Below are 13,116 nucleotides of genomic sequence, written 5' to 3' on the forward strand. Positions count from 1 at the left end.
GCCGCGCCGACGACGGTCGCGCTCGCGGCGCATCCCGGACCGATCCGGACGGCGGCCGATCGCCGCGGCGAACGCGCGCGGACAGGCGCGCGGATTGTTGCGATGCACCGCGCATCGAGGCGCCGAGCCGGGTTTGCCGGCACCGATAGGGTGTGAACCGTGTCGCTTTGATCGCCTCGATATCGCGCTAGGGTCGGTCAGGCGGATCAGGATGGATCTCATGAAGCCAGGCATCGTCGATTCCGGCTCGAAGCGCAGGGAACTCCAGCTTTTCCTGTTCATCACGGTCGTGCTGTTTCCGGTGCTCGCGGTCGGCGTGGTCGCCGCGTACGGCTTTCTGGTCTGGATGTGGCAGCTCGTCAACGGGCCGCCGGGCATATGAACGGGGACGTGCCGTTCTCGCCGGGACGCCGCGCATTCCTGCGCGGAGGCGAGCCCGTCGCACGTCAGCTGCGCCCGCCATGGGCGATCGCCGAAGCGCGCTTCCTCGATCTCTGCACGGCCTGCGATGCCTGCGTCGCCGCCTGCCCCGAACAGGTGCTGCGCCGCGGCGAGGCGGGCCATCCGGTGTTCGATCCGAGCCTCGGTGCCTGCGTGTTCTGCCGCAGATGTGTCGATGCCTGCGAATCGGGCGCGCTCGCAGCCGACGCGGCCGGTCCCTGGACGATTCGGGCCGAGGTCGCCCCCTCGTGTCTGACCCTCAACGGCGTGACCTGCTTCAGTTGCCGCGATGCCTGCGGCGAGGCTGCGATCCGCTTCCGGCCCGCGCTGGGCGGCGCACGCGTGGAGCTGGACGCATCGCGCTGCACCGGCTGCGGTGCCTGCATCGGCGTGTGTCCGGTCTCTGCCATCGCGCTGTCCGCGCCGGAGGCGTGCGATGGATGAGGAGATCCATATCGCGAGCATCGTCGTCCGTCATCGCCCGGATGCGGCCGCGTCGATAGACCGGCTCGTCGCCGCGATGCCCGGTGCCGAGGTCGCCACGCGCGAGGCCGGGCGCTGCATCGTGCTGCACGAAGGCGAAGGCACGCGCGACATGCTCGCCTGCATCGAGGCGATCCAGGCGACGCGGGGCGTCATCAGCGCCAGTCTCGTCTATCACCACGCCGAGGCGCGCGCTGCGCTCGACGACATCCTCCAGCCCGCTGCCCACGAGGACGATCCGCGATGACCACACGCCGAGAGTTCATCCGCGCCAGCGCCGTCGGCGCGGCCGCCACCGCCGCGAGCATGGCGGTGCCGGTCCGCTTCGCGGACGCCGCCGCCGCGCAGCCGCCACCGGAGGTCAAGTGGTCGAAGGCACCGTGCCGCTTCTGCGGAACCGGGTGCGGCGTGCAGGTCGCCGTGCAGGGCAACCGCGTGGTCGCCACGCACGGCGATCCAGAGGCCGAGGTCAACCGCGGACTCAACTGCATCAAGGGCTACTTCCTGTCCAAGATCATGTACGGGACCGACCGCCTGACCACGCCGCTGCTGCGCAAGAAGGACGGGCAGTTCGCGAAGGACGGCGACTTCGAGCCGGTGAGCTGGGACGAGGCGTTCGACGTCATGGCCGCGCAGTTCAAGCGCGTGCTGCGGGCGAAGGGCGGCGCCGGTATCGGCATGGCCGGTTCGGGCCAGTGGACGGTCTGGGAAGGCTATGCCGCCAACAAGCTGATGAAGGCCGGGTTCCGCTCCAATCACATCGATCCCAATGCGCGTCACTGCATGGCCTCGGCGGTGACCGGCTTCATGCGCACCTTCGGCATGGACGAGCCGATGGGCTGCTACGACGACTTCGAAGCCGCCGACGCGTTCGTGCTCTGGGGCTCGAACATGGCCGAGATGCATCCGATCCTGTGGACACGCGTCACCGACCGGCGGCTCTCGCACGATCACGTCAAGGTCGCCGTGCTGTCGACGTTCGAACACCGCAGCTTCGACCTCGCCGACATCCCGATCATCTTCAAGCCGCAGACCGACCTGGCGATCCTCAACTACATCGCCAACCACATCATCCAGAGCGGGCGCGTCAACGAGGCCTTCGTCGGCGAGCACGTCCGCTTCAAGCGCGGCAACGACGACATCGGCTACGGCCTGCGTCCCGACCATCCGCTCGAACTTGCAGCGGCCCACGCCAAGGATCCCACCGGCAGCGCGGATATCGATTTCGAGGCGTTCAAGGCGTTCGTCGAGCCCTACACGCTCGAGCACGTCGCCGTGCTGAGCGGCGTCGAGCAGGGCTGGCTCAGGCACCTGGCCGAGCTCTACGCCGATCCTGCGGTCAAGGTGATGTCGCTGTGGACGATGGGCTTCAACCAGCACACGCGCGGCACCTGGGCCAACAACATGGTCTACAACATCCACCTGTTGACCGGAAAGATCGCCACGCCCGGCAACAGTCCGTTCTCGCTGACCGGCCAGCCGTCCGCCTGCGGCACCGCACGCGAGGTGGGCACGTTCGCGCATCGCCTGCCGGCCGATCTGGTCGTGACCGATCCGGAGCACCGCAAGCACGCCGAGGAGATCTGGCGGGTTCCGCACGGAGTGATCGTCGACAAGGTCGGCTATCACATCGTCGAGCAGAACCGCATGCTCAGGGACGGCCAGCTCAACGCCTACTGGGTGATGGCGAACAACAACATGCAGGCCGCGGCGAACCTCGGCAACGAGGGCTATCCGGGCTATCGCAACCCCGAGAACTTCATCGTCGTCTCCGATCCGTATCCGACCGTCACCGCGCAGGCGGCCGATCTGATCCTGCCTACCGCGATGTGGGTGGAGAAGGAAGGCGCCTACGGCAACGCCGAACGGCGCACCCAGTTCTGGCACCAGCTGGTCAAGGCGCCGGGCGAGGCGCGGTCGGACCTGTGGCAGCTGATGGAGTTCTCCAAGCGCTTCACGACCGAGGAGTGCTGGCCGGCCGAACTGCTCGACGCCCATCCCGAGTATCGCGGAAAGACACTATTCGATGTGCTGTACCGCAATGGCAAGGTGGACCGGTTTGCGGTGGACCAAGTCGAGGCCGGTTACGCCAACGACGAGGCGGCCGCGTTCGGCTTCTACGTGCAGAAGGGCCTGTTCGAGGAATACGCCGAGTTCGGGCGCGGCCACGGCCACGACCTCGCGCCGTTCGACGCCTACCACGCGGCACGCGGCATCCGCTGGCCCGTGATGGACGGCAAGGAAACGCTCTGGCGCTACCACGAAGGCACCGATCCCTACGTGAAGAAGGGCAGTGGCTGGCAGTTCTACGGCAACAAGGATGGGCGGGCGGTGATCTGGGCGCTGCCGTACGAGCCGCCCGCGGAGTCTCCGGACGCCGAGTTCGACCTGTGGCTGTCGACCGGACGGGTGCTCGAGCACTGGCACTCCGGATCGATGACGATGCGCGTGCCCGAACTCTACAAGGCGTTCCCGTCGGCGGTCGTCTTCATGAATCCCGACGACGCCAAGGCGCGTGGACTCAAGCGCGGCGACGAGGTGCGGATCGTCTCGCGGCGCGGCGAGATACGCAGCCGGGTCGAGACGCGCGGCCGCAACCGGATGCCGGCCGGCGTGGTGTTCGTGCCCTGGTTCGATGCCGCCCAGCTCATCAACAAGGCGACGCTGGACGCGACCTGTCCGATCTCCAAGCAGACCGACTTCAAGAAGTGCGCGGTCAAGGTGGTGATGGCATGAAAGCGGTCGCGACGATCGCGCTGCTCGCCTCGGCGATGCTGGCCGGATGCGGGGCCAAGCACGAGGAGACGCCGCACCGGGCGCCGAGCGCCCCGGTCCTGATCAGCGCGCCCGGTCAGATCGACCCGATGCGGCGCGGCGTGCCGATCGATGCGGATGCGACACCGCCGGCGATGGCGCGCGTCGAGAATTTCGACCGCATCCGTCCGGTGAACTACGAAATGCAGCCGCCGACGATTCCGCACTCGATCGACAACTACCAGCTCACGCGCAACACCAACCGCTGCATGCTCTGCCACACGCGATCCAATGCGCAGACCTTCCTTGCGCCGCCGGTCAGCCCGGCGCATTACGCGACGCGCGACGGGAAGATCCTCGAGGAGATCTCGCCGCGCCGCTATTTCTGCGTGCAGTGTCACGTCGTCCAGACCGACGCGCAGCCGCTGATCGCGAACCGGTACGAGGGTCTCAACACGACGATTCCGGAAGGAGGCGTCCGATGATCGGCAGGCGGCTTCGTGCGATACCGGGGCGCATTCGCAGCCGGATTGCGCCGTTCTGGACCACGCTGTGGCGGCCGAGCCTGCATTTCAGCCTGGGCTTCCTGACGCTCGGCGGCTTCATCGCGGGCATCGTGTTCTGGGGCGGATTCAACACCGCGATGGAGGCGACCAATACCGAGGCGTTCTGCACCAGCTGTCACGAGATGAAGAGCAACGTGTTCGCCGAGCTCAAGACGACGATCCACTACAACAATCGGTCGGGCGTGCGGGCGATCTGCTCGGACTGCCATGTGCCGCACGACTGGACCGACAAGATGGCGCGCAAGATGCAGGCCTCCAAGGAAGTGTGGGGCAAGATCTTCGGATCGATCGACACGCGCGAGAAGTTCCTCGACAACCGGCTCGAGCTCGCCAAGCACGAGTGGGCGCGTCTGAAAGCCAACGACTCGCTCGAATGCCGGAACTGCCATCAGTACGACTCGATGGATCTCACGCGCCAGGCACCGCGCGCCGCACAGATCCATCAGCTGTATCTGGGCACCGGCGAGAAGACCTGCATCGACTGCCACAAGGGCATCGCGCACCAGCTGCCCGACATGCGGGGCATACCGCAGGGCTAGCGATCGCGACGATCCGCTCGGCGCGACCGATGCGCATCGGCGGCCCGATCAGGAACCGGAGGAGACCGGAGCGTCGATCAGCGTGTGCACCAGCCGGTCGCCGCTGGCGAGTTTGGCATGGCGATACGCCGACGGCGTCAGGCCGGTCAGGCTCTTGAAGTCGTGGACCAGATGCGCGTCGTCGGTGAACTCGAGCCGGACCTGGTCCGGACTGGCGCGCCTCAGCCACGGCGAAGGATGCACGGCGGCCAGCACGCGCTGCAGACGCGCGATCCGCAGCAGCCGCTTCGGCGACAGTCCGATCAGACGCTCGCAGCGCTTGTGCAGTGCGCGCTCGGAAACGCCGGCTGCGTGCGCGATGCCGGACACCGGGCCGTGGAGGCGATGATCGAGCATCGCCTCGATCGTCGTGACGGCCGGGTCGGCCCGGGCCGCATCGCGGAACGTCTCGCGCAGCCAGTGTTCGGTCGCGGCGACCCGGCCTTCGAAACTGGACGCATCCTCGACGCGGGCGTACAGCCGGCGCGACGCGGCGGACAGCAGCGCATCCAGCGGCGTCCGGGAGTCGGCCAGGCAGCCCGCTGCAGATCGGCCCAGAGCGACCGCGCCGCGAACGGTCAGCGCGGCCACGAAGACATGCAGCGGACGGCACGTCCGCGACCGGGCGGTAGTCGATGTCGGACCCCACAAGGCCGCTCTCGGCGCGGCTTCGTAGCCGTGCGTGCCGGCCAGACAGAAGTCCGAGTCGAGCATGATCTGCAGCAGCGGTACCGGTACCGGCAGCTCGCGCATCGATTCGCATGCGGCCGCATCGCGGCGTTCCGCGAACGCGGTGACGAATCGGCGCAGATCGGGCGCGGCCGGCCGCCAATCCATCCGCAACGAGAGGGGCAGGGCGGACACGTGGATACCGGTTCCGAAATCTACAGGCGCTCAGCCGGAGCCGGACGCTAGCATTCGCCGGGTCCGGAGGTCCATATGAACGCAATGCGGATCGAGCTGCTCGTCGTGACATGTCTCGCCTCGCTACTGGCAGCCGGCTGCGTCCATCGCGGTCCGCTCGCGGCATTGCGCGAAGGCCGCCAGCCCGGTTGTGCGGTCGCGACGCTGGGAACGGCAGGCGCGTCCTTCGACGCGGCCGGCTACGCGGACCTCGAGGCGGGCGTGCCGATCACCCGCGACACGCGTTTCCTGATCGCCTCGGCATCCAAGCAGTTCACGGCGCTGGCGGTCCTGAGACTGGTCGATCAGGGGCGCGTCGGGCTCGACGAGCCGGCCGAACGCTGGCTGCCCGATCTGGCCGGCGCCCTGCAGGGCGCGACGGTGCGCCAGCTGCTGAACCAGACCGCCGGCGTGCGCGACCACACCTCGCTGATGGCACTGGCCGGCATCGAGCGCATGGCCGAGGTCGTGCCGGACGCGGTGCTCGCGATGATGCGCGGCCTGGACTCGAACAACTTTGCGCCCGGCAGCCAGGCGCGCTACTCCAACGGCCATTATCTGATGCTGGCGCAGCTCGTCGAGCGGGTGTCGGGCCGGTCGCTCGCGGCCTTCACGCACGAGGAGCTCTTCGCGCCGCTCGGCATGCGCGACACCGGATTCGATGCGCGCACGCCGATCGCGCACGGTTACCGGCCGCTGCGCTCCGGCGGCTTCCGCATCGCCGACGACCAGCCCAGCCTGCCGGGCTCGGGCGGACTGGTGACGACGGTTCGCGATCTGGTCCGCTTCGATGCGGCATTTCGCAGCGGCGAGGGCGTCTGGTCGCCGGCAGTCAAGGCGATGTTCTTCGAACCCGGTCGGCTGTCGAACGGCGAGACGGCCGTGCTGCCGGAGTTCGGCACGCCGTACGGCGCCGGCGTCGGCCTGGAACGGCGCGACGGTGTGCTGTGGCTGAGCCATGACGGCGGTTCCGAGGGATTCCGCGCGCAGTACCTGCGACAGGCCGAGGCATCGGTCGGCGCGATCGTGCTGTGCAATCGCAGCGACGTGAATCCCGATGCGATCGCCGAGCGTCTGTCGAACCGCGCAAGGCCCGAGCCCCAGGCGTCGGCCGCTCGCTTGCCGCGCAAGGAGGCGCCGCCAGCCTCGAGCGAGGCGATCGCGGCGCTGGTCGGCCATTGGCGCTCGCCGGAAACGCGGATCGATTACACGATCCGTGCCGCGGGCGACGGCGTCCAGGTCACGATACGGTCGCCGCTGGCTGCCGGGCCGATCGTCGAGGATTGGGGCGGGCTCGAGCTCGCTGCGGACGGCGGACTGGTCACCGGGCCGTTGCGTCTGGAGGCGACGGCGGACACGTTGATGGTCAGCTTCGGTAACCGCGTGCGGCGCCTGCGATTCGAGCGAGCCGCAGATTGAGGCCGTTCGGAGAGGCCTCGCCATCTGATCTGAGTTTGACGGCGAATCGGATTGAAGAGGCCGGTCCGCGACTGATGCGACCGCATACGACGCGTCTTCCTTGGTCGCAGATGGGAGGTAGGCAGTGCGTCCTAGCGGTGTCAAATCCGGCGGAGCCGATCCGGTTTGCCTGCGGCCCTCATTGTCGGTGATATGGCGTGCCGAACGCATGCTCGGCGCCACCGGTCGGCATGCGGTACGCTCTGAACACTCAGCCGTCGATCCAGTAGGCGGATGGATGGCCAGGAGAGTGCAGGCACGGGGCAGCGATGGAAATCAAGCAAGCCAAAAATTCCAACAGAATCCGTTTCAACTTCGGTGAAGAGGAGCTCGACTATGGACTGGAGGACAGTTCCGGCGGTCGTTCGTTCTCAGTCCGCTACGAGGACATCAGCCGCGATCGGCAAACTTTGATTGAGCGCAACCAGTGGCTTCGCAACGCCGGACTGTTATGGCTGGCGCTCGGGACGGTACTGACGGCGCTGAGCTTTGCCAGCGAGAAGGGACCCCAATTCTCGATCTGGCTCGCAATCGGTGCGGCGTGCTATGTCATCTATCGCGTGCGCTCGACTCGCTTCACGGTCGTGCCGACCCGACACGGCAACATCTTCGTGATCGACGATTCGCAAGGCTCGACCGTACTGGATGAAATCGCGAAGCGTCGCGCCGCTCATCTGCGGCGCGAGTACGATTTCATGCCGACGAACGAATCGCCGGACCAGTGCCGCAGCCGGTTCAGATGGCTGCATCGCGAGGGCGCTCTGACCGACGAGGATTTGACGCAGCGTCTCGCCGCCGTCGATGCGACGGATCCTGCTTTCAGTATGCCCGTGACGCTCGAGTCGGGACGGCGCCTGAATTGATCCTGTGGTATCGGCAAGCTGCTGCAGTGTCTTTGCCCGATCCAAAGAGCGGGAGGGGCAGTACGTAAACTTCCATCTGCCTCGATGAGCACGATGTACGGCATCGCTGCGGACGGGCCGCGCCCCGCACAGCGGATCGGAGCGAGGTCGGCAGCCACCGCCAATCCGCGAGCGTTTGACGAGGGGTACTCACGCGACGGGTTGAGAGTGCGCGGTTGCCGCACACCTCCGTTCGGACGCGACCGGACCCGGCCCGCCCGCGCCATTCGCCGTCTCAGCCGCTCGGGTCGGCACTTCGATTGAACACCGCCAGCTGCTCGGCGAACGCACGCCGGTAGGTCGGCCTGGCCTCGCCGCGTGCGACGTACGCGGACAGGTTCGGATAGGCGTCGAGCGGCCCCGGCCGGCCCAGCCGCAGCAGCACCGACACCATCATCAGGTCTCCGGCGCTGAAGGCGCCGTCGAGCCAGTCGGCATCGCCGAGCCGGGCCGACAGCTGCGCCAGCCGCATATCGACGCGCTGCTCGAGCATCGGCATGCGCTCGGCGTACCAGGGCTGGTCGCGCTCGAACAGCAGCGCCATGCCGCGTTCGACGATCGGCGGCTCGACCGTATTGAGCGCGGCGAACAGCCAGGCGACCGCGCGAGCGCGCGCGGCGGCGTCCGCCGGCAGCAGGCCGGGATGATGCTCGGCCAGATGCAGCACGATCGCGCCGGACTCGAACAGCACCCGCTCGTCGTCCTCGTAGGTGGGGATCTGACCGAACGGGTGCAGCGCGAGATGCGCGGGCTGCTTCATCGCCTCGAACGAGAGCAGGCGCACGTCGTAGTCCACGCCGGCCTCCTCCAGTGCCCAGCGCACGCGCACGTCGCGCGCCAGGCCCCTGCCGCGGTCGGGCGAACGTTCGAAGGCGGTCAGGATCGGTTTCATGGTTGCCCTTGCGGTGGCCGGCGTCAGCCGCGCAGCGCCGCCTCGATCGCGGCGATGTCGATCTTGCGCATCGTCATCATCGCGTCGAAGGCGCGCTTGGCGGCCGCCGGATCGGCGCTGGTGTAGGCCTGGGTCAGCACGCGCGGCGTGATCTGCCACGACAGGCCCCACTTGTCCTTGCACCAGCCGCAGGCGCTCTCCTGGCCGCCGTTGCCGACGATCGCGTTCCACAGCCGGTCGGTCTCGGCCTGGTCGTCGGTCGCGACCTGGAACGAGAACGCCTCGCTATGCTTGAACGCCGGACCGCCGTTGAGGCCGAGGCAGGGGATGCCGAGCACGGTGAACTCGACCGTCAGCACGTCGCCCTGCTGGCCGGACGGGAAGTCGCCGGGCGCGCGGTGGACCGCCTTGACCGCGCTGTCGGGAAACGTCTCGGCGTAGAACGTGGCCGCTTCGAGCGCCGTGCCGTCGTACCACAGGCAGATGGTGTTCTTCGAAATCATGGTTTGGCTCCAGGATGAGGGGGGACCGGCTGGCCCTGCTTCAGATTCGCGGATGCGACCTGAATGCGGTGTCCATTCTGCCGACGAACGGACATGCGCCAGATCGACAATCCGGTGCAGCGGCGGTCGGCACGCCGGCGATGAGGGCGTCACCGGTGCCGCATCCGGCCGAGCCGATACCGGCCGGGGCGCCGCCGCTCGACGCGGGTACGACCGCACGGCCGCTCGAGAGGCGCCGGCTCGCCGCAGACCGACGATGGCGGCGTGAACGGTCGAGGGCGCGCTTACACGCAAAGACGTGCCATGGTTCGGCGGTGTGAGCGCCCGGCCGGCCGAACGCGCACCATACGATGGGGGCCAGGGCGCGTCGCCGCAGCGGTCGGGCGCGATGCGGACGCGCTGCCGGTGCGGCCCCACGCGAACCGATCGCGCAGCTGAACGCAGCATGGTCCGAGATTGACCGTGGCCGTCACGCGGTGGACGATGTCGCGCCTCGTTCTCGCCTATCCGTTCAGGCGCCGCGCCGGAGACCGAACCCGGGCGTCGCCGCTGCACTCGATCGATGACATCCTCCGAATCCCGAAACGAAGCGGCCCCGGCCGCAGTCCGTCTGGACCTGTGGCTATGGGCCGCGCGCTTCTTCAAGACGCGCAGCCTCGCCAAGCAGGCGATCGAGACCGGCAAGATCGAGGTGGGCGGCCAGCGCGCCAAGCCCTCGCGCAGCGTCCGGATCGGCGACGCACTGCGCATCGTGCGCGGCGAGGAGATCTTCGAGATCGGCGTGGCGGGCCTGTCCGATACGCGCGGGCCGGCCGCCGGCGCGCGCCTGCTGTACACCGAGTCGGAGGCATCGCGCCAGGCGCGCGAGGCGCGTCTGGCCGATCTGCGTGCCGCGCGCGCCGGCTATCAGCCGCCGCAGCAGCGCCCCGACAAGCGGGCGCGCCGGTTGATCCGCCTGCTCGGCGACATCGACGCGCTGTGACGCGCGGCGTCGCGGCACGCCGGTCGGCGCATACGGCTCGCTGCGTCTGGCCGAGATCGGCGCGCGCATCGGTCCGCATTGCGCGGTCCGGCGTAACCGGGCTTCAGCGAGCGCGCCACGTTTCGTGCTGTGCAGCGTCCAGAAACGTCCAGGCGATGAACCGGCTCTGCTTGCTGCCCTGGGCCATCGGCACCTCGCGCACGTCCTGCACGCCGGCCTGATGCAGCCGCCGCTTGAGCGCGGCGCGGTGCTCGGACTTCGCGACCAGGCTGCTGAACCAGCGCACCCGATCCCGGAAGCCGGCGCTCTCCTCGATCATGCGGCCGACGAACGCGGCCTCGCCGCCCGGGCACCACAGTTCGGTGGCGCGGCCGCCGAAGTTCAGCGCGGGCTGCCGGGTGCCGCGTGCCGGCGCGCGGTCGAGGTTGCGCCACTTGCGGCGGCTGCCGGCGGCGGCCTCCGCAGCCGAGGCATGGAACGGCGGATTGCACATCGTCAGGTCGAAGCGCTCGTCCGCGCGTACCACGCCGGCGAACAGCCGGTCGCGCGCGGGCTGCTGCCGCAGCGCGATCGCCGCATCGAGGCCGTTGGCCTGCACGATCGCGCGCGCCGCCTGCAGCGCCGTCGCGTCGATCTCGCTGCCGACGAAGTGCCAGCCGTACTCGGCATGGCCGAGCAGCGGATAGATGCAGCTGGCGCCGACGCCGATGTCGAGCACGCGGATCGCCGGTCCGCGCGGCACCTCGCCGCCCTCGCTCTCGGCGAGCAGGTCGGCCAGTCCGTGTAGATAGTCGGCGCGGCCGGGAATCGGCGGGCATAGATAGCCGTCGGGCAGCGCCCAGTGCGCGATGCCGTAGTCGGCCGCGAGCAGCGCGCGGTTCAGCGTGCGCACCGCGGCGGCGTCGCCGAAGTCGATGCTAGTATCGCCGGCCGGCGTGCGGATCAGGAACGCCTTCAGCGCCGGGCAGGCGCGCGTCAGCCGCGCGAAGTCGTAGCGGCCCGGATGGCGGTTGCGCGGATGCAACGCTGGGCGCACGGCAGCGCTGCGCGTGGCGGGCGGTCGTCGGGGTGGAGGCCTCATGCGCGGATTAGACGCGATCGGCGGGCGCAGGTGTGAGCCGCGGATCGCCTCGGCTGTTGCGAGCGGGCGCGTGTCGATGCCGGCATCGGTGCGCCGCGAGCCGGTTCTGCGCCGCTTCGCGCATAGCGATCGGAACGGGCCGATCACCGGCCGGGAGCCGCCGAACCATGTCCAAGCGCACCTCTATTCAGGTATTCACGTGGGCTATGCTGGCTGCGCTGGCCGCATGCTCGCACCCGGGCGGCGATGCCGCGCAGGCGCCGCCGCTCGCAGCGGCCATGGCTGCCGCGGCGCCCGACGGGGCCGGTCATGGGATGGCCGGGCCGGCCGCCGGCCGCATCGTCCAGACGCATGCCAAGGGTCTGTTCTTCGACCGCGCGTCGATCGATCGCGAGACGCAGCGCCGCGCGCAGGCGTCGAAGCCCTCGGTCGACCGGCTCGAGCGCGTGCAGGTCATCGATACGGCCGGTTTCGGCGAGCCGCTGCCGGCGCTGACGATCGAGGTGCCGGCCGGCTGGATCGCACGCGGCGGCGTCGATTGGCGGCGCGAGGTCGAATGCATCGGTAATACGCACGCATTCGACTGGAGCGCCGCCTCGCCCGACGGTCTGTACGAGGTCTCGCTGCTGCCGAAGCTGTCCTGGCAGGTGCAGTCGGCACCGGGCGGCGTCGTGCCGCTCAATCCGTGCCCGGCCGCGCCGATGGTGTCGGTGCGCGATTACCTGGAGCAGCTGACGCGCAGCGCGCGGCCGGACGCGCGCGTGCTCGGCTATCGCGACCGCCCCGATCTGGTCGCGCAGCAGGCGGCCGCGGCGCGGCAGAGCGGCCAGGCGTCGCCGACGCGCCTGCGCCACGAATCGGGCGAACTGCTGATCGGCTATCGCCTACAGGGACAGGAGATGCGCGAGTCGATCGTCGCCAGCGTGACGTTCTCCGAGCTGCAGGGCACGATCGCCGCGTGGTCCGAGACCGGCATCGCGCTGCGCGCGCCGGACGGCCTGCTCGACGAGGCGCTGCTCGAGCGCATGCGCCGCTCCGGACGCTACGAGCAGGCCTGGGCCGAGCGGATGACGGCCTGGTCGGCGCAGCACGTCGAGCGCGTCAACCAGCGCCAGGTCGCGTCGATCCAGCAGTGGCATGCGCGCCGCATGAACGAGATCTCGCTGGCCGGCATGGCGGCCCGGCACCGGATCCGCATGGATACGATCGCCGACATCGGCCGGATCAACCAGCAGATCGTCGCCGACACCGGCGCCACCGATGCGCGCATCCATGCCGCGACGATCGACGCGATCCAGGAGGTACAGCCCTGGCGCGACCCGGCGTCGGGCCGCGCGGTCGACCTGCCGATCCACTACGCGCATGCCTGGCAGCTCGGCGACGGCCGCCAGTTCATGACCAATGACGGCAGTTTCGACCCCGAGCGCGACCTCGGCGTGTCGGGGCATCGGCTGGAGCCGGCGCGCTGACGGCGCGACCGGTTCCGCGCCGCGTCGGTCGTGCGGCGGCGTTCGCCCGCAGCGGCTCAGGGGCGCCGAATGACCTCCGCCCGCATCCGAGTGCCGTGGATGCG

14 protein-coding genes are annotated in these 13,116 nt (G+C 69.2%); 10 read left to right on the top strand and 4 right to left on the bottom strand.

Features of this window, described 5'->3' with window-relative positions; translation table 11 throughout:
• Positions 1-220 precede the first annotated feature (220 nt).
• Genes napE through VMR06_RS03355 form a run of 6 tightly spaced genes read left to right on the top strand, consistent with a single transcriptional unit; the run spans position 221 to position 4,783 of the window.
• Positions 221-382: a periplasmic nitrate reductase, NapE protein gene (gene napE / locus VMR06_RS03330; RefSeq protein ID WP_325372974.1), complete on the top strand. Its 162-nt coding sequence runs from the start codon at positions 221-223 to the stop codon at positions 380-382.
• Positions 379-885, top strand: a complete 507-nt coding sequence (napF, locus tag VMR06_RS03335; RefSeq protein ID WP_325372976.1) for a ferredoxin-type protein NapF — start codon at positions 379-381, stop codon at positions 883-885. The genes napE and napF overlap by 4 nt, the downstream gene beginning before the upstream one ends.
• Positions 878-1,171: a chaperone NapD gene (locus VMR06_RS03340; protein WP_325372978.1), complete on the top strand. Its 294-nt coding sequence runs from the start codon at positions 878-880 to the stop codon at positions 1,169-1,171. Before napF ends, VMR06_RS03340 begins: the two co-directional genes overlap by 8 nt.
• Positions 1,168-3,660: a periplasmic nitrate reductase subunit alpha gene (napA, locus tag VMR06_RS03345; RefSeq protein WP_325372980.1), complete on the top strand. Its 2,493-nt coding sequence runs from the start codon at positions 1,168-1,170 to the stop codon at positions 3,658-3,660. The genes VMR06_RS03340 and napA overlap by 4 nt, the downstream gene beginning before the upstream one ends.
• Positions 3,657-4,163 carry a nitrate reductase cytochrome c-type subunit gene (locus tag VMR06_RS03350; RefSeq protein WP_325372982.1) on the top strand — a complete coding sequence of 169 codons (507 nt, stop codon included), beginning with the start codon at positions 3,657-3,659 and terminating at the stop codon, positions 4,161-4,163. The genes napA and VMR06_RS03350 overlap by 4 nt, the downstream gene beginning before the upstream one ends.
• Positions 4,160-4,783: a cytochrome c3 family protein gene (locus VMR06_RS03355; protein WP_325372984.1), complete on the top strand. Its 624-nt coding sequence runs from the start codon at positions 4,160-4,162 to the stop codon at positions 4,781-4,783. Before VMR06_RS03350 ends, VMR06_RS03355 begins: the two co-directional genes overlap by 4 nt.
• A gap of 48 nt (positions 4,784-4,831) precedes the next feature.
• Here the strand turns inward: VMR06_RS03355 and VMR06_RS03360 are convergent, their stop codons facing one another.
• Positions 4,832-5,686 carry a helix-turn-helix transcriptional regulator gene (locus VMR06_RS03360; protein ID WP_325372986.1) on the bottom strand — a complete coding sequence of 285 codons (855 nt, stop codon included), beginning with the start codon at positions 5,684-5,686 and terminating at the stop codon, positions 4,832-4,834.
• A gap of 75 nt (positions 5,687-5,761) precedes the next feature.
• Between VMR06_RS03360 and VMR06_RS03365 the strand changes: the two genes are divergently transcribed.
• A complete protein-coding gene (locus VMR06_RS03365) occupies positions 5,762-7,144 on the top strand; it encodes a serine hydrolase domain-containing protein (protein ID WP_325372988.1) in 1,383 nt (460 codons plus the stop codon).
• Positions 7,145-7,452: 308 nt separating this feature from the next.
• A complete protein-coding gene (locus VMR06_RS03370; RefSeq protein ID WP_325372990.1) occupies positions 7,453-8,046 on the top strand; it encodes a hypothetical protein in 594 nt (197 codons plus the stop codon).
• 274 nt (positions 8,047-8,320) lie between these two features.
• Here VMR06_RS03370 and VMR06_RS03375 read toward each other — a convergent pair whose 3' ends face one another.
• Both VMR06_RS03375 and VMR06_RS03380 read right to left on the bottom strand, forming a co-directional pair.
• Positions 8,321-8,977 carry a glutathione S-transferase family protein gene (locus tag VMR06_RS03375; RefSeq protein ID WP_325372992.1) on the bottom strand — a complete coding sequence of 219 codons (657 nt, stop codon included), beginning with the start codon at positions 8,975-8,977 and terminating at the stop codon, positions 8,321-8,323.
• Positions 8,978-9,000: 23 nt separating this feature from the next.
• Positions 9,001-9,480, bottom strand: a complete 480-nt coding sequence (locus VMR06_RS03380) for a VOC family protein (RefSeq protein ID WP_325372994.1) — start codon at positions 9,478-9,480, stop codon at positions 9,001-9,003.
• A gap of 562 nt (positions 9,481-10,042) precedes the next feature.
• Between VMR06_RS03380 and VMR06_RS03385 the strand changes: the two genes are divergently transcribed.
• Positions 10,043-10,462, top strand: coding sequence for an RNA-binding S4 domain-containing protein (locus VMR06_RS03385; protein WP_325372996.1), 420 nt, complete (start codon positions 10,043-10,045; stop codon positions 10,460-10,462).
• Positions 10,463-10,565: 103 nt separating this feature from the next.
• Here VMR06_RS03385 and rlmF read toward each other — a convergent pair whose 3' ends face one another.
• The gene (rlmF, locus tag VMR06_RS03390; RefSeq protein ID WP_325372998.1) at positions 10,566-11,498 is read right to left on the bottom strand and encodes a 23S rRNA (adenine(1618)-N(6))-methyltransferase RlmF; all 933 of its coding nucleotides are present in this window, start codon (positions 11,496-11,498) and stop codon (positions 10,566-10,568) included.
• A gap of 212 nt (positions 11,499-11,710) precedes the next feature.
• Here rlmF and VMR06_RS03395 point away from each other — a divergent pair, with 212 nt between their 5' ends.
• Positions 11,711-13,012, top strand: a complete 1,302-nt coding sequence (locus tag VMR06_RS03395) for a hypothetical protein (protein ID WP_325373001.1) — start codon at positions 11,711-11,713, stop codon at positions 13,010-13,012.
• Positions 13,013-13,116: the final 104 nt, after the last annotated feature.

This window comes from Dokdonella sp. (assembly GCF_035511235.1).
GTDB lineage: Bacteria > Pseudomonadota > Gammaproteobacteria > Xanthomonadales > Rhodanobacteraceae > Dokdonella.

What these genes read in the sequence shown, in the direction of transcription:
- VMR06_RS03370 (WP_325372990.1), top strand. Translation starts at nt 7,453, where the DNA reads ATGGAAATCAAGCAAGCCAAAAATTCCAACAGAATCCGTTTCAACTTC.
- VMR06_RS03385 (WP_325372996.1), top strand. Translation starts at nt 10,043, where the DNA reads ATGACATCCTCCGAATCCCGAAACGAAGCGGCCCCGGCCGCAGTCCGT.
- VMR06_RS03395 (WP_325373001.1), top strand. Translation starts at nt 11,711, where the DNA reads ATGTCCAAGCGCACCTCTATTCAGGTATTCACGTGGGCTATGCTGGCT.
- napA (WP_325372980.1), top strand. Translation starts at nt 1,168, where the DNA reads ATGACCACACGCCGAGAGTTCATCCGCGCCAGCGCCGTCGGCGCGGCC.
- VMR06_RS03350 (WP_325372982.1), top strand. Translation starts at nt 3,657, where the DNA reads ATGAAAGCGGTCGCGACGATCGCGCTGCTCGCCTCGGCGATGCTGGCC.
- napE (WP_325372974.1), top strand. Translation starts at nt 221, where the DNA reads ATGAAGCCAGGCATCGTCGATTCCGGCTCGAAGCGCAGGGAACTCCAG.
- VMR06_RS03365 (WP_325372988.1), top strand. Translation starts at nt 5,762, where the DNA reads ATGAACGCAATGCGGATCGAGCTGCTCGTCGTGACATGTCTCGCCTCG.
- VMR06_RS03355 (WP_325372984.1), top strand. Translation starts at nt 4,160, where the DNA reads ATGATCGGCAGGCGGCTTCGTGCGATACCGGGGCGCATTCGCAGCCGG.
- VMR06_RS03340 (WP_325372978.1), top strand. Translation starts at nt 878, where the DNA reads ATGGATGAGGAGATCCATATCGCGAGCATCGTCGTCCGTCATCGCCCG.
- VMR06_RS03375 (WP_325372992.1), bottom strand. Translation starts at nt 8,977, where the DNA reads ATGAAACCGATCCTGACCGCCTTCGAACGTTCGCCCGACCGCGGCAGG.
- napF (WP_325372976.1), top strand. Translation starts at nt 379, where the DNA reads ATGAACGGGGACGTGCCGTTCTCGCCGGGACGCCGCGCATTCCTGCGC.
- VMR06_RS03380 (WP_325372994.1), bottom strand. Translation starts at nt 9,480, where the DNA reads ATGATTTCGAAGAACACCATCTGCCTGTGGTACGACGGCACGGCGCTC.